Genomic DNA, 18,999 nt, shown 5'->3' on the forward strand with positions numbered 1-18,999 from the left:
CCCCCCCGGCGTCCGTCACAGCCCGAATGTGCCGTCCACGACACGATCCGGTGGAGTTCTGCAGGTCGTCATCACGCCTCCGCCAGCAGCGCGTCGGCGCCGGCGCGCTGCGACTGGTCGACGATCCGGCCGTCGCGCAAGAACACGATGCGGTCCGCCCACGCGGCGTGCCGGGCTTCGTGGGTCACGAGGATGCCGGCGGCGCCCTGGTCCACCCGCGCGCGGAGCATCTTCATGACCTGCTCGCCCGTCACCGAATCGAGGGCCCCGGTGGGCTCGTCCGCGAGGATCAGGCGGCGTCCGCCGACGACGGCGCGCGCGATCGCGACGCGCTGCTGCTGGCCGCCGGACAGGTCGTCGGGATACGAGGCGAGCTTGTCCTCGAGCCCCACCGAGGCAAGAGCATCCCGACCCGCACGGTGCGCCGCACGGGCTCGGAAGCCGTCGAGCTCCAGCGGCAGCGTCACGTTCTCGAGAGCCGTGAGGGTCGGGATGAGATTGAAGTCCTGGAACACGAAACCCAGGGAGCGCCGCCGCAGCTGCGCGAGGTCGCGGGCCGATGCCGTGGACAGATACGTCCCCTCGACGATGACCTCGCCCGTGGTGGGCTTCTGGAGACCGCCCGAGATCGACAGCAGCGTCGACTTGCCCGAACCGGACGCCCCCATGATCGCGACGAGTTCACCCTTGTCGACGGAGAGGTCGACACCCGAGAGGGCCGAGACGCTGGTCTCCCCCTCGCCGTACTGCTGGGTGACCCCCACGAGCTGGAGGACGGGAACGCTCATCGCACGGCCTCCGTCGCCTCGGACCGCGCGGGTCGGCCACGCTTGGGTGTCTCGGTCGACAGCTCCAGCCCCATCGTGCGGCGCGGGTGCTGGGCCAGTCGCTGCTCGGTGTGGTCGAGCCAGCGCGCCTCCGCCTCCGCCGCGAAGATCATCGAGTCGACGACCAGTGACCACGCCAGCTCCTCGGGGCCGTCAGGGCTCGCCCCGGCGTACTTCGCCCGGTTGAGCTCCTGGAGCTGGCGGAGCGACGCGCGGCGCTGCGTCTGGATCACCGCCGTCAGGTCGACGCCGGGCAGAGTAGCCGCGACGGCGAGCTTGATGGCCAGCTCGTCACGCGTGCCCTGAGCTCGCTCGACCGGAGCCGCCAGCCATTCGCGGACCTCGGCGGAACCGGCATCCGTGATCTGCCAGTACACGTGCCCCTGCTCGTCGACGTCGCCCTTCTCGACGAGGCCGTCGCGCTCCAGTCGCTCGAGGGTGTTGTAGATCTGCCCCACGTTCAGCGGCCAGGTCGACCCCGTGCGTCGGTCGAACTCGGCACGGAGCTGATAGCCGTAGCAGGCGCCCTGATCCAGGATGGCCAAGAGGCTCGAACGAACCGACATCGTGCTCCTCGCTGCATACCGGGTATGTGTTTTCTGAGTATATGCATACCGGGCAACGCCAGCGCAAGCATCTCCCGTCATACGCTGGATGAATGGCCGACGACCGCGGACGGAGCGAGGATCCCCGCCTTGCCGCGGCCCGCTACCGCACCGATCGGGACTCGGGCGGAACCGACGACGAGAACCCTTCGGACGAGCGGCCTGCCGACTCCGGCACCGGGCATGCGGGAACCCCGACCGCACACGACCGCGTCCTGTACGTCGAGACGGTCATTCAGCAGGCCATCCGCCGCGGCGAGTTCGACGACCCACCCGGGGCCGGCAAACCCATCGAAGGCCTCGGTGCGACCAACGATCCCGACTGGTGGATCCGCCGGAAGATCCGCACCGAGCAGCTCACCGGCCTCGGCCCTCCGGCACTTCGCCTGCGCATCGAGCACGCCGAGTTCGACGCGCACGTCGACACCATGACCCGCGAAGACGACGTCCGCGAGTACACGCTCGACTTCTCCCGGCGCGTCGTCGAGGCGCGCCGACAGCTGCAGGGCGGGCCCCCGGTCGTCACCCCGACCCGCGACCCCGATACCGAGGTGACACGGTGGCGGGAGCGGCGGACTGCCCGCGCGACGGAGCAGGCCGCGGCATCCACCTCGTCGGAGACGCCCGCACAGCCGCGACGGTGGTGGCGCCGCCGGTCGTCGTGACCGGCCGGGCGCGTCAGCCCAGCGCCCGCCGCCACTGCGCGAGCAGTCGAGCCGTCGCTCGCGTCTGAACCCACGGCATCTCGGGCACCTCGCTTCGCCCCTCCCGCAGGGCCAGGATCACCGCGTCCGCCTCGGCGCCCATCGGCTGCACCGTCTGTGTCTCCACCTGTTCCGAGGCGCCGCCGGTCCGGTGCAGGGTCGCAATGCCGGTGCTCTCGATCCGGCTCCCCCAGACGTTCGGAACCTCGAGCACGGCCGACGACCCGATGATCGTCGCGACCCGCGGCAGCTGTTCGGTGATCGCGGTGCGGACGCGTGCAGTGACGGCACCGATCTCGATGACCGCAGACGCCACCTCGTCCACTCCGGTCGCACCGATCGCCCCCTCGGCCGACACGATGCGTGCGGATGCCACGTCCTCCCCCGCCCAGGCCGCGACCCCCACCGCGAGCGAGACCGGATAGCAGCCCGCGTCGAGGATCGCGCCTCCCGCCGTCGCCGGGTCGAAGAGCCGACCGCTGCGGGTGGGCGCGTCGAACCCGATCGAGGACTCCACCCGCCCGATCTCCCCGAGCGCGCCTGTCGCCACCAGCTCCCGCATCCGGTCGGGGAACGGACCGAACCGGTACTTGAAGGCTTCGACGAGCGGGAGTCCTGCCGCTGCGGCCGCCGCGAGCGCGGCATCCGTCTGCTCGACATCCACGCCGAGCGGCTTCTCGCACAGCACCGCCTTGCCCGCGGCCAGGGCAGCGAGAACGAGGTCGACGTGCGTCGTGTGCACCGTGCCGACGTACACCGCGTCGACGTCGTCGCGCGCAAGGATCTGGTCGTAGGTTCCCGAGACATCCGCCCCGTGCACGCCGGCGAACTCGCGGGCGCGCTCGGCGTCGCGGGCAGCGACGGCGTGAAGCCGTCCCGTTTTCGAGTGCCGCAGCCCTTCGATGAAGTCGGAGCTGATCGCGCCGGCCCCGAGGACCGCCCACTGTGCGTACGTCATGCCGCCACGCTATCGGCCGGCGACGTGGCATCCGGCGTACCCGTCATCCGACGCCGCGACGCGGCACCCGTCCGGCCGGTGTGCACAACGGCGGATCCGCTGCCATGCCACGCCGCCAGCGCCGACGCCTGGCGGCGTGTCGCACGGCGCGGTCCGCCGTTGTGCACGGACCTCCCCCCACGGACGAGCCGCCGTTGCCGGCGTGGACCTCGCCCCACGGACCGGCCGACGTCAGGCCTGCAGGGCCTGCTCAATGTCGGCGAGCAGGTCGGCGGCATCCTCGATGCCGACCGAGAGACGCACGACCTCGACGGGCACAGCCGCCTCCGTCCCGCGGACGGAGGCGTGCGTCATCGCGTCAGGGTAGTTCACGAGCGACTCCACCCCGCCGAGCGACTCGGCGAGGGTGAACAGCTGCAGCGACTCCGCGAAGCGGCGTGCCGCCTCGCCCGACTCGAGGGCGAGCGACACGATGCCGCCGAAGCCCGACATCTGCCGCGCGGCGAGCTCGTGACCCGGGTGCGAGTCGAGTCCGGGGTAGTACACCCGGGCGACGCGCTCGTGGTTCTGAAGGAAGGATGCCACGGCGAGACCGTTCTCGCTGTGCTGGCGCATCCGCACCGCGAGCGTCTTGATGCCGCGGGTGGTGAGCCACGCGTCGAGCGGGCCGGACACGGCGCCGACGGCGAACTGGACGAACCCGATCTTCTCGGCGAGCGCGTCGTCATTGAGCACGAGGGCGCCGCCGACGACGTCGGAGTGGCCGCCGAGGTACTTGGTGGTGGAGTGGACGACGACGTCGGCGCCGAAGGCGAGCGGACGCTGCAGTGCCGGGGTCGCGAAGGTGTTGTCCACCACGACGAGCGCACCGGCGTCGTGGCCGACGGCGGCGAGCCCGGCGATGTCGGTGATGCGCAGCAGCGGGTTGGAGGGGGTCTCGACCCACAGGATGCGGGGCGCCCGCTCGGCGACGGCCGCGCGGACCGCGTCGAGGTCGCTCATGTCGACCACACGCAGACCCACTCCCCAGTCACCGAGGACGCGGGAGATGAGACGGAATGTTCCGCCGTAGACGTCGTTCCCCAGCAGCACCTCGTCGCCGGGACGGAGTACTGTGCGCAGCAGCGCGTCTTCCGCCGCGAGGCCCGAGGCGAACGACAGGGCGTGCGCGCCGCCTTCGATCGCCGCGAGCTGGGTCTGCAGCGCGGTGCGGGTGGGGTTGCCGCTGCGGCCGTATTCGTAGCCGCCGCGAAGCCCGCCGATGCCGTCCTGCGCGTACGTCGTCGAGAAGTGGACGGGCGGGATCACTGCCCCGGTTGCGGCGTCGGGGTCCTGACCTGCGTGGACGGCGAGGCTCGCGAAGCCGCGGGCGGAGGATCGTGCACTCATGCGAGGCTCCCGGTGGTCTCGGAATCGGTGGTGACGGCGAATCCGCGCTCGCGCATCCAGTCGTCGTCGTAGATCTTGCTGAGGTAGCCGCGGCCGTGGTCGGGCAGCAGGACCACGACGACCGCGTCGGCGGGCAGGTCGCGGGCAACCCGCAGCGCCGCGACGACGGCCATGCCCGACGAGCCGCCGACGAGCAGCCCCTCCTCGCGGGCGAGGCGACGGGTCATCGCGAACGATTCCGCGTCACCGACACGCTCATAGCCGTCGACGACGGTGGGGTCGAAGGTGGCGGGCATGAAGTCCTCGCCGACGCCCTCGACGAGGTATCCGTGGATGTCTCCGCCGGAGTAGATCGAGCCCTCCGGGTCGGCGCCGACGACGACGACCTCGCCGTCGGTGGCTTCCTTGAGGAAGCGCCCGGTGCCGCTGATGGTGCCGCCGGTGCCGACGCCGGCGACGAAGTGCGTCACCTGACCTTCGGTGTCGCGCCAGATCTCGGGGCCGGTGGTCTCGTAGTGACCGCGCGGGCCGTTGAGGTTGGCGAACTGGTTGGGCTTGAACGCCCCTGGGATCTCGGCGGCCAGGCGGTCGGAGACGCTGTAGTACGAGTCGGGGTGCTCCGGCGGGACACTCGTCGGGGTCATGACGACCTCGGCGCCGTACGCCTTCAGCACGGCGACCTTCTCCCCCGCGAACTTGTCGGGGACGACGAAGATCATGCGGTAGCCGCGCTGCTGAGCCAGGAGCGCGAGACCGACGCCGGTGTTGCCGCTCGTGGGTTCGACGATGGTGCCGCCGGGCTGGAGCAGTCCGTCGCGCTCAGCGGCGTCGATGATGTTCCGCGCGATGCGGTCCTTGGCCGAGCTGCCCGGGTTGAAGTACTCCACCTTGGCGAGGACGGTGGCAGCGATGCCCTCGGTGACGGAGTTCAGACGAACGAGGGGGGTGTTGCCGACGAGATCGGCGATGTGACTGGCGTAACGCACGTGTTTTCTTCCTGACGGGGTGCCGCGCACGCAGAGGCGCGGAGGTCGTTGGGGTCGCGGAGGAGGCGCCGGGGAACGGCGCTCAGCGACAACAACAACGACGGGTCAGCACACCGCCAGCGTACCCGAGGAGGCCCGCGACCGTCGATCCCGTCATCGGACGAGGGCGGCGGATCTCTGCGGGACGAGGGGGAACACCTGCTCGGCGATGCGCTCGAGTTCTTCCTTCAGCGGCGACGACTGGATCAGCAGCAGGGTGATCCCGGCATCCGCGTACTGGTGGATCCGCTCCGCGACCTGCTCGGCCGTTCCGACGAGGTTCGGCCGCAGGCCGCGGGTGCCGACGGAATACTCCCGTTTGGTGAGCTCGAGCGAGAGTTTCGAGTTCCGCTGGAACTCCTCGAACGAGGCGTACCCCGGGGAGTTCGGGTCGACCGTGGTGACGCGCTCCAGCTCGCGCTGCGCTTCGGCCTCGGTGTCGCGGACGATGACGTACGCCGGCATCCCGATCTCACGGATGCCGCGCCCGTGGATGCGCTGCGATCGCTCATTGATGTCGGCGACGTTCGCGCGCACCTCGTCGAGGGTGCCGCCGTGCATGACGTACGCGTCCGAGAAGCGGGCGATCGATTCCTTGCCGGCCTCGCTCTCGCCGCCGGCGAAGATCACCGGCGACGACGACGGCTTCGGCTCGACGATCGTCCCCTCGAGCTGGTAGTAGTCGCCGTCGTAGTCGAATGGCGTGCGCTCCCAGAGCCCGCGCAGCACCTGCACGAACTCCTCCGCCTGCACGTAGCGGGCGTCGTGGGTCGTGAAGCGTCCGCCGAACTGCTTCGCCTCCTCGGCCCACCACGCGGCGACCACGTTCAGCGCGATCCGGCCGGGAGCGATCGAGTCGAGCGTCGACACCGTCTTGGCGAGGACGGCGGGCAGGTGGAACCCGGGACGGACGGCCGTCATGACGCGCAGCTGGTCGGTGACGGCGAGGATCGCGGACGAGAGCGACCATGCCTCGAGGCTCGGAGCCTCGAGGCCCTTGCGGTCGTTGAGGTATAGCTCCGGCACGAGGGTGGTGTGGAACCCGAGTCGGTCGGCGGTGACGGAGATGTCGCGAATGGACTGCCAGGTCGCCGCCATCCCCTCCTCGTCGGTGACGTTGCGCAGGAAGCCGCCGTAGACGGGTGTCCAATAGCCGAGGTCGATGCTCATGTGCCGCCTCCTCAGGCGTGGGGGTCGGATGCCGCGAGCGCCTGAGCGATGTCGGCGATGATGTCGGCGGGGTCTTCGAGTCCGATCGAGAGCCGGATCGTCGTCTTCGAGATGCCGACCTCGGCGAACTGCTCGTCCGTCAGGTGGCTGTGGGTCATGGATGCCGGATGCGCGACGAGGCTGCGCGCGTCGCCGATGTTGGCGACGAGCTTGACGAGGCGGAGGCCGTCGACGAATCGGTGCACGCGCGACCGATCAGCGTCGGTGTCCCCCGACGGCTCGAGGTCGAAGGCGAACACGGCGGGGGCACCGCGCGGGAGGTAGCGGGCCGCGGCATCCGCCCACGGACTCGACCCGAGCCCCGGGTGGTGCACGGCGCTCACCGACGCGTGCTCGGCGAGGAACTGTGCGACGGCGAGCGCGGATGCCGTGTGACGAGCGATCCGCAGATCGAGCGTCTCGAGTCCCTGAAGGAGTTGGAAGGAGTTGAACGGCGAGAGCGAAGGACCGAGGTCGTGGACGTACTTCGTCTTCACGAGGGCCGCGAACGCCTGTCCCGACGGGCCGAAGCGTTCCCAGAGCACGACGTCGCCGACGCGCGCGTACGGCTGGGTGAGCTGCGGCCAGCGCGTCGGCTCGGCGCCGAAGTCGAAGGACCCGATGTCGACGACGACGCCGCCCATCGACGTGCCGTGGCCGCCGAGGTACTTCGTCGCCGAGTGCACGACGAGATCGGCGCCGTGCTCACCCGGTCGCTGCAGGAACGGCGTGGCCACGGTGTTGTCGACCACGAGCGGCACACCGGCGGCGTGGGCGATGTCGGCGACCGCGCGGACGTCGAGCACCTGGGCGGTCGGATTGGTCACCGACTCGGCGAACAGCGCGCGGGTCGTCGGGCGGATCGCGGCCCGCCACGCGTCGAGATCGTCCTGATCGACGAAATCGACCTCGATGCCCCAGTCGGCGAACGTGTCCTGCAGCAGATCGACCGTTCCGCCGTAGAGCTGCCGTGCCGCGACGATGTGCTCGCCCGACTTGGCCAACGCCAGCAGCGTGATCGCGACCGCCGCTTGGCCCGACGCGACCGCGACAGCCGCGCGGCCGCCCTCCAGCGCGGCGACCCGCTCCTCGAAGACGAGCTGCGTGGGGTTCCCCGCCCGGCTGTAAAGATTGCCGACCTTCCGGAGGGCGAAGATGTCCGCGGCATCCTGCAGCGACGCGAACTCGTACGCGGTCGTCTGGTAGATCGGCGGTGCGACCGCGTTCTGCGGGGTGCCCGGCGTGTAGCCGGCCTGCACCTGAATCGAGGCGAATCCGTCACTCACGCGGCGACCTCCCGCACGATCGGAGCCTCGACGCCGGCACCCCGCAGACGCTCGAGCCACAGCACGATCGTCGCGGCGACGGAGCGGTGCGACTGGTCGTTGAGCGCATCGTGCAGCCCGCCGACCGTCTCGACGAACTCCAGCGTCGGGACGACGGCGAGCGCCTCGCGCGCCGTGGCCAGCGGCGTCAGGGGGTCGGCGCCGCCGTGGACCGCGAGGACCGGCGAGGTCAGGGCGGCCAACTCCTCGGCGCCCGGCAGATCGATGTGCGGTGCGGGCGTCGTCGCTCGCGCGCCCGCCTCACCCAGTACTCCGAGGTGCACGGGGCAGGCCGTTCGCGCCTCCGGGGCGCCCGCGTCCTCCGCCGCTCCGGCGGGCGACGGGAGACCCGCCACGATGACGCCGTCGATCGGGGACTCCGCGGCCAGGCGCAACGCCGCCGCCGCCCCGAGGTCGGAGCCGACGACCACGCGCGGCTCGACACTCGCGCCGGCCAGCCATGTCGCGGCATCCGTCGCCTGCGCCGTCTCGAACACGGCCACGGTGTACCCGTCGGAGCTGAGCCGCTTGCCGAAGCGCTCGTAGACGCGCACGCCTTCCCCGGCTCCCGCGATGACGGCGAGGGCGCCCCGCACGCGGACGGCGGCGGGCGGTTCCCAGAGGGCAGGGGCGAGGGAGGTGGCGGTCATGGTGTCCATTCCATCGGAGGCGACAGGGGCGCCGCGGAGTTGTTGCGCACTGTTGCGGACGCAGCGGTCAGTCGAGCCCCGCCGCGACCTCCGCGCGCAGTGCTGCGCGGCGTTCCCGGTCGGCGCCCGCGGTCTCGAGGGTGGGCGCCGATTCGACGAGCAGTCTCGTGTACGGATGCCGCGGGCGGGCGATGAGCTCCGTGGTGGCACCCTGCTCGACGATGCGCCCGTGATAGACGACGGCGAGACGGTCGGTCACGCCGGCGACGGAGCCGAGGTCGTGCGAGATGAACAGTTGCGCGAAGCCGCGCTCTACCGAGGAGAGTCGGAGCAGATCGAGCACGTGCACGCGGTTCGCGGCGTCGAGCGCGCTCACCGGTTCGTCGAGGATCAGCAGCTGCGGCTCGAGGACGAGCGCGCGGGCCAGAGCGATGCGCTGCCGTTGCCCGCCCGAGAGGTCGCCGGGCACCCGCCGCGCCAGCGCGGGATCGAGGCCCACGAGGGTCAGCGCGTCGGCGATGCGCCGGGCACGCTGGTCCGCGGGCATCCGACCGCGAACGTCGAGGCCCTCGGCGACCGAGTCGGAGACCGGCAGGTCGGGGTCGAGGCTCCGCTGCGGGTCCTGGAAGACGTACTGGACGACGCCCTGCCGGCGGAACCCGCGCAGCGCTCGCCCGCGGAGACCGGCGAGGTCGTGGCCGCCGACGGTGACGGTGCCGGAGATGACCGATGTCAGCCCGAGCAGGGTCCTCGCGATCGTGGTCTTGCCCGATCCGGTCTCGCCGATCAGACCGACGGCCTCCCCCGCCCCGATCTCCAGCGAGACGTCGTGGAGGATCGGGGTGCGACGGGAGTAGCCGACCGTCGCGTCGGCGATGCGTGCGATGGGCTCAGACACGGACGTCCTCCCCGTGTCGGATGCGGTCGAGGCCGTATTCGCGGTGCGCTGCGATCAACGACGCCGTATACGGATGCCGCGGGTCGGCGAGCACGTCGACCGTTGCGCCGGATTCGACGACGACCCCGTCCTTCATCACGAGGATCCGCTCGCACACCTGGGCGACCACGGCGAGGTCGTGCGAGACGAACAGCAGCGCCAGACCGCTGTCCCGCCGGAGGTCGGCGAGGACGTCGAGCACCTCGGCCTGCACGGTCGCGTCGAGCGCCGTCGTGGGCTCGTCTGCGATGAGGAGGTCGGGCTGCTCGATGATCGCGATGGCGATGAGCACGCGTTGCAGCATCCCGCCGCTCAGCTCGTGCGGGTATCGGGTCGCGACCCGGGCCGGGTCGCGGAGGCCGAGGCGGTCGAGCGCGTCGACCGCCTCGCGCCGCGCGTCAGCCCGGGAGCGCTGCGTCTTGACGCGGAGCACCTCGGCGAGCTGCCGACCGACGGTGAGCGAGGGGTTCAGGTACGACGCGGGGTCCTGGAAGACGGCGCCGATCCGTCCGCCGCGGACGGCACGCCATCGCCGCTCGGAGAGGCCCGCGAGGTCGATGCCGTCGAAGGCGAGGCGGTCGGCGCTGACGGTGAGCGTGTCAGGCACGATGCCGAGCGCGGCGCGGCAGGTCAACGACTTGCCGCTGCCCGATTCGCCGACGATCCCCACGCTTTCGCCTCGGCCCACGACCAGGTCGACGCCGTTCACGACGGGGCGGCCTGCCGCGCTGATGCGGAGCCCTGCGATCTCGAGCAGGGGTGTGGTGGCGGTCATCGTGCTCCCTCCGGGACGAGTGCGGGTGCGGGGGTGGTCTCGTCCGCCTCGGATGCCGCGTCGTCGCGACGCGCCTTCGCCGACGAGGCGTCGCGCAGCGCGTCGGCGAGCGCGTTGAGAGCCCACACGGTGAGGACGATCAGCAGGCCCGGGACGACCGGGCCCCACGGCCGCGCGTACAGGTACTGCAGATCGGTCGCGAGCAGTCCGCCCCAGGTGGGGGTGGGCGGCACGACCCCGATGCCGAGGAAGGTGAGCGACGAGACGATCACGAGCGCGGCCCCGGTCATGCTCGCCGTCGTGACGGCGACGGCCGGGAGGACGTGCCGCCACACGTGGCGGCGGAGGATCCACCCGGTCGATGCCCCCACCAGCACGGCGGCCTCGACGTACTGCGACTGGGCGACGCTGAGCGCCGCGGCTCGCGTGACGCGGTAGAAGCCCGGGGAGATGAGGATGCCGACGGCGACCATCGCCTGCGTGACCCCGTTGCCCAGCAGCGCCGTCATCGCGATCGCGAAGACGAGGAACGGCAGAGCGATGAGGGTGTCCATGAGACGGAGGGTCGTCCACTCGAAGACCCGACCCAGGTGCACCGACAGCAGGCCGGGAACGACGCCGAGCACGAGGCCCACGACGACAGCCAGCAGGGCCGCGGTCAGCGAGATCGGTGCCCCCTCGAGCAGCCTGCTGAGCACGTCGCGGCCGAGGGCGTCGGTGCCGAGCCACGACGCGGCCGAGGGTCCTTGCAGGATCCGGGACGTGTCCTGCGCGAGCGGGTCGTGCGGGGCGAGGAGGGGGCCGAACAGGCCGAGGACGGTGACGAGGGCGAGGATCGCAACGGCGACCTTCGCGGACGTCGATCGGAGCAGCCGGGTCATGCGTCACGCGCCTCTCGTCTGGTGGCGGGTTGGAGGGAGCCGAGCAGACCGTTCACGAGCAGGCTGAACGCGAGAACCAGGACGACCGCGACCACGAGGGTGCCCTGCACGACGGGAACGTCGCCGCGCAGCGCCGAGTCGGCGGCGAGCATCCCGAACCCGGGCATGCTGAAGATCGTCTCGGTCACGACGGCGCCGCCGAGCAGCGTCGGGATCTTCATGCCGAGGATCGCCACCGTCGGCCCTGCACCGTTCCGGATCGCGTGCACCCACAGGATGCGCGCGGGAGAGAGGCCGCGGACGCGCGCGCCGACGATGTAGTTCTGCTCGTACACGTGCACGACACCGGTCCGCAGCTGACGGGCGATCTCGGCCGCCGGGTCGAGGCTCAGCGCGATCGCCGGCATGAGGATGAGTTTCAACCAGAGCACCGGGTCCTCCGTCGGCGGCACATATCCCGATGACGGGAGCAGCCGCAGCCAGACGCTCAGCAGCACGATGAGCCCGATCGACACGACGAACGGCGGCAGCGTCGACAGACCGGTCGACACGGCGGTGACGGCGCGGTCGACGGCACGACCGCGGAAGGCGATCGCGAGGACGCCGAGCCCGACACCCAGCACGATGGCGAGGACGAGCGCGAGCCCGGCGATCGAGGCGGTGATCGCGAACCGCTCTCCGATCAGTCCGGCGACCGGGAAGTGGTTGTACCAGCTCACCCCCAGATCGCCGGTGAGCAGCCCTCTCATCCACGCGAAGTACTGCACGATGATCGGCTGATCGAGACCCAGCTCCGCCTCGATCGCCGCGATGCGCTCCGGGCTGGCTTCGTCGCCCGACAGCGCCGCAGCGGGACTCAGTCCGCTCGCCGCCCCCAGCGCGAACGTCACGATGGTCGCGAGCACGAACACCGGCACGACGATGCCGAGCGCTCGGCCGACGATGAGGAGTGCGCGGCGCGCCGCGCGCCCGGCCCGCAGACGCCCGAGGGGGCGCGAGGGTCGGGCGGCGACCGCCGTGGCGGTGTCGGTGGTCGACATGATCGGATCAGCCGTCGATCTCGACGCCTTCCCAGCGGACCTGGGAGGGCAGCAGGTTGAGGTCGCCCACCTTGTCGCTCGTCGCGAAGATCCACGGCGAGTTGTAGAGGTAGTTGGTCGGCGACTGCTCGACGCCGATGCGGACGGCCTCCCACAGGACCTTCTGGTAGTCCGGGTCGTCGAGCGGCGTGGCTCGGACCGCGTCCAGCGCCTCAAGAAACTCGTCGGACGCGTGCGGCCCGCTGAGGTTCATGATCCCCTCCGGCCCGTACGTGGCGAGCAGGTTCGCGACGGGCGACTCACGACCGATCGTGCCGTCCAGGGCGAGCTGGGGCGACTTGGCCACGTAGACCTCGTCCTGCCAGGTGGTCGACCCGGCCGGCACGACCTCGATGGTGCTGGCGATCCCGACCGCCTTCAGCTGCGCCTGGGTCAGCTCCGCAGCGACCTCCCCGCCGGCTTGAGCGGTGATGGTGATCGACAGGTCGCCCTCGCCGTAGCCGGCATCGGCGAGGATCTGCTTCGCCTTCTCGGGGTCGTAGTCCCAGAGGTCCTCGACCTCGGGGTTGAAGGCGAGGTATCCCTCGGGGAACGGCTGATGGGTGACGGAGCCGAGGCCTGCCGTCACGGCATCCACGTAGGCCTGACGGTCGAACGTGTACCGGAGCGCCTCGACCACGGCGGGGTCGTCGAAGGGCGCCTGATTGAGATTGATCGACGCGTCGCTGGAGGTCAGGGCCGTCTCCACGGTCACGGTGATCCCGGCGGCTTCCGCGGCCTGCACCTGCGTCGCCGGGATGACGGCGGCGTCCACCGCACCGGATTGAATGGATGCCACGACGGTCGATGCATCGAGACGCGGCTTCAGCTCCAGCTTGTCGATGTGGATGTTCTCGGCATCCCAGTAGTCGGGGTTCTTCACGAAGGTGGCGTGCGACTCGGCGACGAACTCCTCGAGGATGAACGGGCCGGCCCCCACGGGCGAGATCGCGAGCTCAGCGGGGTCCTCCCCGGCTTTGGGGCTGGCGATGGCGCCGGTCCGACCCGCGACCAAGTACGGGATCTGATAGTCGGTCTCGGCGAGATGGAAGGTGACGTCGAGGTCGTCGTCGACCGTCACCTCCTCGAGGTCGGCGAGCTGGTCGATGAGGTGGGAGTCCTCCTGCGAGGTGCCTCGGTCGTAGAACGCCTTGACGGCGGCGGCGTCCACAGGCTCCCCGTCACTGAATGTCAGTCCCTCCCGGAGCGTGAACGTGACCTCCGTGCCGTCCTCGTTGTATTCCCACGACTCGGCGAGGCTGGGCTCGACGTCGCCGTTCTCGTCCAGTCGGGTGAGCGACGCGTAGGGCAGCGAGATCGTGTTGATGTCGTAGCCGGTCCGGCTCGTCACCGGGTCCCACGAGGTGGGCAGGGCGAGGGCGAGGGTGAGTTCGGTCTCGCCCTCGGACGCGGCGAGGTCGCCGCCTCCCCCGGAGGCGCAGGCGCTCAGCACCATCGCTGCCGTGCCGGTGGCGGCGAGGAAGGAGAGTCGTCGGGTCGTGCGGGTCATGAAGGTCTCCGTGCGGGTCGGGGGGTGGGAGGAAGGTCAGACGGATGCCGGCTGTCGCGCCGCGACGGCGGCGGTGTCACGCTCGGCGGTGTGGCGGTTCGCCGGGACGGGCAGCCCCAGGTGCTCGCGCAGCGTCGTGCCCGTGTAGCCGTCGCGGGCGAGACCCCGCGCTCGGAGGACCGGCAGGACCTCGTCGATGAAGCGGCGGAACTGCGAGGGCTTGGACACGTAGATGTTGAAGCCGTCGGCGGCTCCCGCCCGGAACCATTCCTCGATCGCATCCGCGACCGTGGTCGCGGTGCCGACGAACGGCGAGCGCCGGGGCGCCGCGTGCAGCTCGACGACCTGACGGAGGGTGAGTCCCTCGCGGGTGGCGTGCTCCACGATCGACGTCGCCTGCGTGCGGAAGCTCCGTTCGGCGTGCACGAGGACGTCGGGGAACGGTGCGTCGAGGTCGTACTGGCGGAAGTCGTGCCAGCCGAAGGGACGCCCGAGTTCGCCGAGGGCCTGCTCGAACGTGTTCGACAGCCGGTGCTGGGCGAGTTCCTCGTCGCGGGCTTCCTCGTCGGAGTCGCCGACGATGATCTTCGCTCCCGGCAGGATCACGACGTGCTCGGGGTTCCGCCCGAAAGCGCGGGCCCGAGCCCGGATGTCGTCGGCGAAGGCACGGTTGGCGGGGATGGATGCCGCGTGGGTGAAGATGCCGTCGGCGTACTTCGCGCCCAGGTCTCGTCCCTCATCGGAGTCGCCGGCCTGGAAGATCACCGGCTGGCCCTGCGGCGAACGTTCGATGTTCAGGGGACCCGCGACGCGGAAGTGCTCTCCGCGGTGGTCGGTCGTGTGCAGCTTGTCCGGGTCGAGGAAGACGCCGGTGCTCCGGTCCCGGGGGAAGGCGTCGTCCTCGTAGGAGTCCCAGAGAGCCCGCGACACCTCGATGTGCTCGGCCGCGCGGCCGTAACGGGTCGCATAGTCGTAGTGCTCGTCGAGTCCGTAGTTGCCTGCCGTCCCGGCATCCCCGCTGGTCACGACGTTCCATCCAGCACGGCCCCGACTGATCAGGTCCAGCGACGCGAAGCGGCGGGCGAGGTTGTACGGCGAGTTGTACGACGTCGTCGCGGTGCCGACGAGCCCGATACGCTCCGTGCGCGCGGCGAGCGCCGAGAGGAGGGTGAGCGGCTCGAGCCGGTTCAGATAGTGGGGCGGCGAGTCCGGGGTGATGAACTGGCTGTCGACGATGAAGACGAGGTCGAGGCCCGCCGCTTCGGCGGCCTGTGCCTGCTCGGTGTACCAGTCGAGGTCGACGCTCGCATCGCCGGGGATCTCCGGGTCAAGCCAGCGATTGTGCTCGCCGGGCCCGCCGGTACCGGTGAGGATGACGCCGAAGGTGAGGTGCCGAGGCATGAGTGCGCTCCGTTCGTTGCCGATCAGCGGGGGTGGGGTGATCACCGATGAAACCGGCTCCCCGTCATCGGCGCGACGTTGTGTCGATGTGTGTACCCGCATGTCGGCATATGACGTCGCGGCGACCTCCGAGGCGGCATCGGCGCGCATCGGTCGCTAACGTCGCGGAGCATGAGTCAGTCCTCTGCTGCCGTCACCCCCGAGGCCCGCGAGCGTTCGTTCGGCGCGTCGCTGAGCCCGGAGGAGTTCAAGGCCGTCTTCCGCGGTCATCCCGGCGGTGTCGCGGTGATCACCGCCGACGCGGGTGACGGGCCGGTCGCGCTGACCGCGACCTCGGTGTCGTCGGTGAGCGCGGAGCCTCCCCTGCTCATCTTCTCCGTGTCATCCCAGTCGTCAGCGTCGGCGGTGCTGGCCCGCGCGGAGACCGTGGTCGTCCACCTCCTGGACGCACACGACATCGACATCGCTCGACTGGGCGCGACCAGCGGCGTGGATCGGTTCGCCGAGACCCACCGCTGGTCGCGCCTCGTGACCGGCGAGCCGGTCTACCACGATGTGCGCGCGTGGGTCCGGTGCGCCGTCATCGACCGCATGGATGCCGGCGGTTCCACGGTCGTGGCCGCGCACGCGCTCCAGTCCCAGGTCTCGCGCGACGTCGCGGGCGGCGAGCACGGCGACGCGCTCGTCTATCACAACCGCACCTGGCACCGATTGGGCGCCCACAGCGCCCTGTGAGGCCGCAACGACGAAGCCCGCACGCCTCGAGGGGGTGCGGGCTTCGTCGTTGTGACGGTGGGGGTGCGGGTCAGGACCGCTTCGCGAGGTCGTCGAGCGTGACGGCGATGCGCCGGATCACTGCGGTGGCGGTGACCACCGCTTCCTCGTCGAGGTCGTCGATGACGGAGACGACGGCGCCGTGGTGGCCGCCGTACACCTCGTCGACGAGAGCCGTCGCGGCATCCGTAGGCACCAGGTAATGGGCGCGGCGGTCGGTCGGGTGTTGCTGGCGGAGAACGTATCCCTTGCCGACGAGACGCTCGATGACGTTCGTGACCGTGGCGCTGGACGTGCCGAGCATGACGATCAGATCCTTCGGACTGACCTCACGATCCTCCCGCCGAGCCTGCACCAGGTAGCGCAACGCGGAGAGGTCGATCCCCCCGAGACCGGAAATGCGCTGCGAGCGATCGGCCTGCACCTGCTCCGCGTGGCGAAGCTCCAGGATCGCGTTGCTCAGCTCACGGCCGGCGTCGGTCTGCGGCTGCGCCGCATACAGATGTACATGTTCGTGTCGAACGATCGACTGAGGCATGTCAGCTCCTCGGCTCTTTCCCTCGTTCACTCAGTGCAGCGCGAGCCTCCACCGCGTCCGAGTACCTACCTACCCTGGCACCGGTGTCATCTCGGGCGATGTAACCGGTGTGGCCGTGTTCAACCGTTCCGAGGAACCGGCCGGGGATGTTGCCGACCCAGAAGCCCTTCTCGACTTCGTGCCACGTCGCCGTCCCGCGGGAGGCGTCGACGAGCCCGGCGGTCGCGGGTGCGGGCCTCGGGGTATCGATCATGGTCATCGGCATGTTTCCCATCATATCTCGCAACTGTGAAAGTTGCGTGCTTTGTCAGAAATGATGATAGACAAGAGATGTGAAAGCCACTAGATGTATTGCTTAGCTAGTGATTTAGGATGAGAGACATGATGACGACGATCTACCAGCCCGTGAACGCACCGTTCGCTCAGTTGGGCGTCGCGCTCGTCCCCGAACAGCGGGACTGGTGGCGAGGCGGGCTCTTCGACGGGCTGCTGCGCCGCCGCCGCCGTTCCACCCACGTTTGACAAACAGCACCGCAAGACCACACCAGGAGGAAGTCATGGGAAGCCTGTACTACGGAAACGTCGACGAGCCGATCGTCATGCCGGACCGCGTCCTCGCCCACCTCGCCGCCGTCGCGACCACGAAGCTGCGCCGCAGTGAAAGCTTCGTCGTCTCATGGAAGGGCACGGAGTCCGATGGTCAGGGACGCACAACCCTGTGGCTGCAGCCGGCCATCCCGCTGCGCTTCGTCTACGACCAGGCAGAGGCGATGCCGCTGAACCCCGCAACCCTCCGCGAGATGGCGGACCAGGCGACCTCGAACGGCGGGCTTGTCCTCGACGCCGACATCGACATCCCCGAGCTGTCCGCAGCCCGCCCCCAGAAGGCCCGCACCGAGGTGGCGGCCTGATGGACGGCGATCTGCGAGACGAAGCCGACGCCTACGAAGAGGCTCTCGCCGCCGAGTTCACGGCCGCGTTCGGCACCAAGCCTCTCCTGGTCTGACTTCGCCGGCACGCCCCCACGCCGGCGGCCCGTGCCGCAGCGCGCTGATCCAGCCCCAGCAGAACAGCGCGTTGCGGCACTTTTTTGCACCCAGGATTACCACCCGGAATGCGTCGCCTTGGATCAGGCCGAGGGCTCACCCTCTCCCACGTCGGCAGGCTCGGGGACCAGGTGCAGCCCCGCGGGCGAGTTCGCCGTGTACATCAGGGCCTCCGACCACGCACGGTTGATGCGAGACTGGCGGCTGCCGTAGTACTTGAATACGAGCGACGCGTGCGGGTGCAGCCAGACGGAGGTCCGCCCCTCCCCGATGCTCTTATCGTCGCGCCACGTGAAGTGGAACGATTCCCCGCGTCGCAGCTTGTTGCCGATGACCTGCTGCAGGTGTGCGAGCGTGCGGTCCTCGAAGTCGACCTTGATGGAATCCTCGTAGATGAACTTTCCCACCGGAATCCTCTCTGCGCCGCGACACCGCCGCGTGCGCTCTCCCATTATGGTGGGGCCATGGGCTTGATCTACTACGGCGGCTCGGCGATGCCCATCCGCATTGAAGACCGCGCACTCGCTCACCTGAAGATCGTGATCTCCACAAAGCTGCGGAGGTCGGAGAGTTTCACCGTCTCCTGGCAGCACCCCGACGACTTCCCGCGCGGCCGCACGACCATCTGGCTCCACCCATCGATCCCGCTGCGGTTCGTGTTCGACCACCCGGAGCCGCCCGAGCTCAACCGGCAGTGGATTGAGGAACTTGCGGCATCCGCCAACTCATCCGGCGGCATCCAACTCGACCCTCAGATGTTCGAGGACGACTCCGCCGTCAGCTCGGACTGAACGGTACCGCCGGGTCGACCTCGCCCTGCTCATCGCCGGGAGGCTCCGGGATCGGAATCAGCGAGATCGGTACGCCCGGCGCGATCAGCAGATGCGCGGGGCGAGGAGCGCCCTCGCCATCGTTGACGTCGATCCAGCCGTGGCCGTTCTCGAGAGCCTGGCGGATCTGCTCCACGAGCTCCTCGTACGACGTGTCGCCCACGCTGTACAGTTCCCCGCCGTAGTGGATGTCTATTCGTTTCACAGCAGCGCCGCCTCTCGGTCGTCGTCCGCGGCCCGGGTGGGCTCGGGCACGAGGGTCAGACCGGTCGGCGAGTTCGCGCTGGAGGCGAGGGCCTCGATCCACGCTCGATTGAGCTGCGGCCGTCCGGCCCGGTAGAACTTGAAAACGAGCGTGCAGCGAGGATGCAGCCACACGCTGGTGCGCCCGTCGCCGATCGAGGGGTCGTCCTTCCACGTGAAGTGGAAGGACTCCCCTCGCGCCAGCTTCGATCCGATCACGAGCTGAAGATGGGCGAGTTCGCGATCGTCGAAATCGACCTTGATGGCACCCTCGTAGATGAACTTGCCCATGC

At 70.0% G+C, this 18,999-nt stretch carries 24 protein-coding genes; 5 read left to right on the forward strand and 19 right to left on the reverse strand.

What is annotated here, in order from left to right; all coding sequences use genetic code 11:
• Positions 1-71: 71 nt before the first annotated feature.
• Together BKA24_RS14590 and BKA24_RS14595 are read right to left on the reverse strand one after the other, a co-directional pair.
• A complete protein-coding gene (locus BKA24_RS14590; protein WP_184219828.1) occupies positions 72-788 on the reverse strand; it encodes an ABC transporter ATP-binding protein in 717 nt (238 codons plus the stop codon).
• Complete coding sequence (locus BKA24_RS14595; protein ID WP_184219831.1) at positions 785-1,393, reverse strand: PadR family transcriptional regulator; 609 nt, start codon at positions 1,391-1,393, stop codon at positions 785-787. The genes BKA24_RS14590 and BKA24_RS14595 overlap by 4 nt, the downstream gene beginning before the upstream one ends.
• 92 nt (positions 1,394-1,485) lie before the next feature.
• On the opposite strand from BKA24_RS14595, the gene BKA24_RS14600 reads away from it, so the two are divergent.
• Positions 1,486-2,097, forward strand: coding sequence for a DnaJ family domain-containing protein (locus BKA24_RS14600; protein WP_184219834.1), 612 nt, complete (start codon positions 1,486-1,488; stop codon positions 2,095-2,097).
• A gap of 13 nt (positions 2,098-2,110) precedes the next feature.
• Here the strand turns inward: BKA24_RS14600 and BKA24_RS14605 are convergent, their stop codons facing one another.
• The 12 genes from BKA24_RS14605 to BKA24_RS14660 all read right to left on the reverse strand — a co-directional run bounded on the left by BKA24_RS14605 (position 2,111) and on the right by BKA24_RS14660 (position 15,275).
• Positions 2,111-3,094: a Gfo/Idh/MocA family protein gene (locus BKA24_RS14605; RefSeq protein WP_184219837.1), complete on the reverse strand. Its 984-nt coding sequence runs from the start codon at positions 3,092-3,094 to the stop codon at positions 2,111-2,113.
• 231 nt (positions 3,095-3,325) lie between these two features.
• Positions 3,326-4,483: a cystathionine gamma-synthase gene (locus BKA24_RS14610; RefSeq protein ID WP_184219840.1), complete on the reverse strand. Its 1,158-nt coding sequence runs from the start codon at positions 4,481-4,483 to the stop codon at positions 3,326-3,328.
• Positions 4,480-5,469 (reverse strand): pyridoxal-phosphate dependent enzyme, encoded by a 990-nt coding sequence (locus tag BKA24_RS14615; RefSeq protein WP_184219843.1) that lies wholly within the window; start codon positions 5,467-5,469, stop codon positions 4,480-4,482. Before BKA24_RS14615 ends, BKA24_RS14610 begins: the two co-directional genes overlap by 4 nt.
• A gap of 153 nt (positions 5,470-5,622) precedes the next feature.
• Complete coding sequence (locus tag BKA24_RS14620) at positions 5,623-6,678, reverse strand: LLM class flavin-dependent oxidoreductase (protein WP_221417336.1); 1,056 nt, start codon at positions 6,676-6,678, stop codon at positions 5,623-5,625.
• Positions 6,679-6,689: 11 nt separating this feature from the next.
• A complete protein-coding gene (locus BKA24_RS14625) occupies positions 6,690-8,003 on the reverse strand; it encodes an aminotransferase class I/II-fold pyridoxal phosphate-dependent enzyme (protein WP_184219846.1) in 1,314 nt (437 codons plus the stop codon).
• Complete coding sequence (locus BKA24_RS14630; RefSeq protein WP_184219849.1) at positions 8,000-8,692, reverse strand: alpha/beta fold hydrolase; 693 nt, start codon at positions 8,690-8,692, stop codon at positions 8,000-8,002. Before BKA24_RS14630 ends, BKA24_RS14625 begins: the two co-directional genes overlap by 4 nt.
• Positions 8,693-8,759: 67 nt before the next feature.
• Complete coding sequence (locus BKA24_RS15975) at positions 8,760-9,590, reverse strand: ATP-binding cassette domain-containing protein (protein ID WP_184219852.1); 831 nt, start codon at positions 9,588-9,590, stop codon at positions 8,760-8,762.
• The gene (locus tag BKA24_RS14640) at positions 9,583-10,404 is read right to left on the reverse strand and encodes an ABC transporter ATP-binding protein (RefSeq protein ID WP_184219855.1); all 822 of its coding nucleotides are present in this window, start codon (positions 10,402-10,404) and stop codon (positions 9,583-9,585) included. The genes BKA24_RS15975 and BKA24_RS14640 overlap by 8 nt, the downstream gene beginning before the upstream one ends.
• Positions 10,401-11,285, reverse strand: a complete 885-nt coding sequence (locus tag BKA24_RS14645; protein ID WP_184219858.1) for an ABC transporter permease — start codon at positions 11,283-11,285, stop codon at positions 10,401-10,403. The genes BKA24_RS14640 and BKA24_RS14645 overlap by 4 nt, the downstream gene beginning before the upstream one ends.
• Positions 11,282-12,325, reverse strand: coding sequence for an ABC transporter permease (locus BKA24_RS14650; protein WP_184219861.1), 1,044 nt, complete (start codon positions 12,323-12,325; stop codon positions 11,282-11,284). The genes BKA24_RS14645 and BKA24_RS14650 overlap by 4 nt, the downstream gene beginning before the upstream one ends.
• Positions 12,326-12,332: 7 nt before the next feature.
• Positions 12,333-13,874 (reverse strand): ABC transporter substrate-binding protein, encoded by a 1,542-nt coding sequence (locus BKA24_RS14655; RefSeq protein WP_184219864.1) that lies wholly within the window; start codon positions 13,872-13,874, stop codon positions 12,333-12,335.
• Positions 13,875-13,910: 36 nt separating this feature from the next.
• Positions 13,911-15,275, reverse strand: a complete 1,365-nt coding sequence (locus tag BKA24_RS14660; RefSeq protein WP_184219867.1) for an LLM class flavin-dependent oxidoreductase — start codon at positions 15,273-15,275, stop codon at positions 13,911-13,913.
• Positions 15,276-15,446: 171 nt separating this feature from the next.
• Between BKA24_RS14660 and BKA24_RS14665 the strand changes: the two genes are divergently transcribed.
• Positions 15,447-16,010, forward strand: a complete 564-nt coding sequence (locus tag BKA24_RS14665) for a flavin reductase family protein (protein WP_184219870.1) — start codon at positions 15,447-15,449, stop codon at positions 16,008-16,010.
• A 70-nt stretch (positions 16,011-16,080) separates the two neighbouring features.
• Here BKA24_RS14665 and BKA24_RS14670 read toward each other — a convergent pair whose 3' ends face one another.
• Both BKA24_RS14670 and BKA24_RS14675 read right to left on the reverse strand, forming a co-directional pair.
• Positions 16,081-16,587, reverse strand: coding sequence for a MarR family winged helix-turn-helix transcriptional regulator (locus tag BKA24_RS14670; protein ID WP_184219874.1), 507 nt, complete (start codon positions 16,585-16,587; stop codon positions 16,081-16,083).
• Position 16,588: 1 nt separating this feature from the next.
• Complete coding sequence (locus tag BKA24_RS14675) at positions 16,589-16,852, reverse strand: hypothetical protein (RefSeq protein WP_221417337.1); 264 nt, start codon at positions 16,850-16,852, stop codon at positions 16,589-16,591.
• 116 nt (positions 16,853-16,968) lie between these two features.
• Between BKA24_RS14675 and BKA24_RS14680 the strand changes: the two genes are divergently transcribed.
• Together BKA24_RS14680 and BKA24_RS14685 are read left to right on the forward strand one after the other, a co-directional pair.
• Positions 16,969-17,109: a hypothetical protein gene (locus tag BKA24_RS14680; protein WP_184219877.1), complete on the forward strand. Its 141-nt coding sequence runs from the start codon at positions 16,969-16,971 to the stop codon at positions 17,107-17,109.
• 35 nt (positions 17,110-17,144) lie between these two features.
• Entirely contained in the window at positions 17,145-17,498 is a 354-nt protein-coding gene (locus tag BKA24_RS14685) for a DUF7882 family protein (RefSeq protein WP_184219880.1), read from the forward strand.
• Positions 17,499-17,716: 218 nt separating this feature from the next.
• Here BKA24_RS14685 and BKA24_RS14690 read toward each other — a convergent pair whose 3' ends face one another.
• Positions 17,717-18,040 carry a DUF7882 family protein gene (locus tag BKA24_RS14690; RefSeq protein ID WP_184219883.1) on the reverse strand — a complete coding sequence of 108 codons (324 nt, stop codon included), beginning with the start codon at positions 18,038-18,040 and terminating at the stop codon, positions 17,717-17,719.
• 57 nt (positions 18,041-18,097) lie between these two features.
• Between BKA24_RS14690 and BKA24_RS14695 the strand changes: the two genes are divergently transcribed.
• Entirely contained in the window at positions 18,098-18,424 is a 327-nt protein-coding gene (locus BKA24_RS14695; protein WP_184219886.1) for a DUF7882 family protein, read from the forward strand.
• Here the strand turns inward: BKA24_RS14695 and BKA24_RS14700 are convergent.
• Positions 18,411-18,668 carry a hypothetical protein gene (locus tag BKA24_RS14700; RefSeq protein ID WP_184219889.1) on the reverse strand — a complete coding sequence of 86 codons (258 nt, stop codon included), beginning with the start codon at positions 18,666-18,668 and terminating at the stop codon, positions 18,411-18,413. The genes BKA24_RS14695 and BKA24_RS14700 overlap by 14 nt on opposite strands.
• Positions 18,665-18,997 carry a DUF7882 family protein gene (locus BKA24_RS14705; protein WP_184219892.1) on the reverse strand — a complete coding sequence of 111 codons (333 nt, stop codon included), beginning with the start codon at positions 18,995-18,997 and terminating at the stop codon, positions 18,665-18,667. The genes BKA24_RS14700 and BKA24_RS14705 overlap by 4 nt, the downstream gene beginning before the upstream one ends.
• Between the last annotated feature and the right edge of the window lie 2 nt (positions 18,998-18,999).

Source organism: Microbacterium marinum, assembly GCF_014204835.1.
Lineage (GTDB): Bacteria > Actinomycetota > Actinomycetes > Actinomycetales > Microbacteriaceae > Microbacterium > Microbacterium marinum.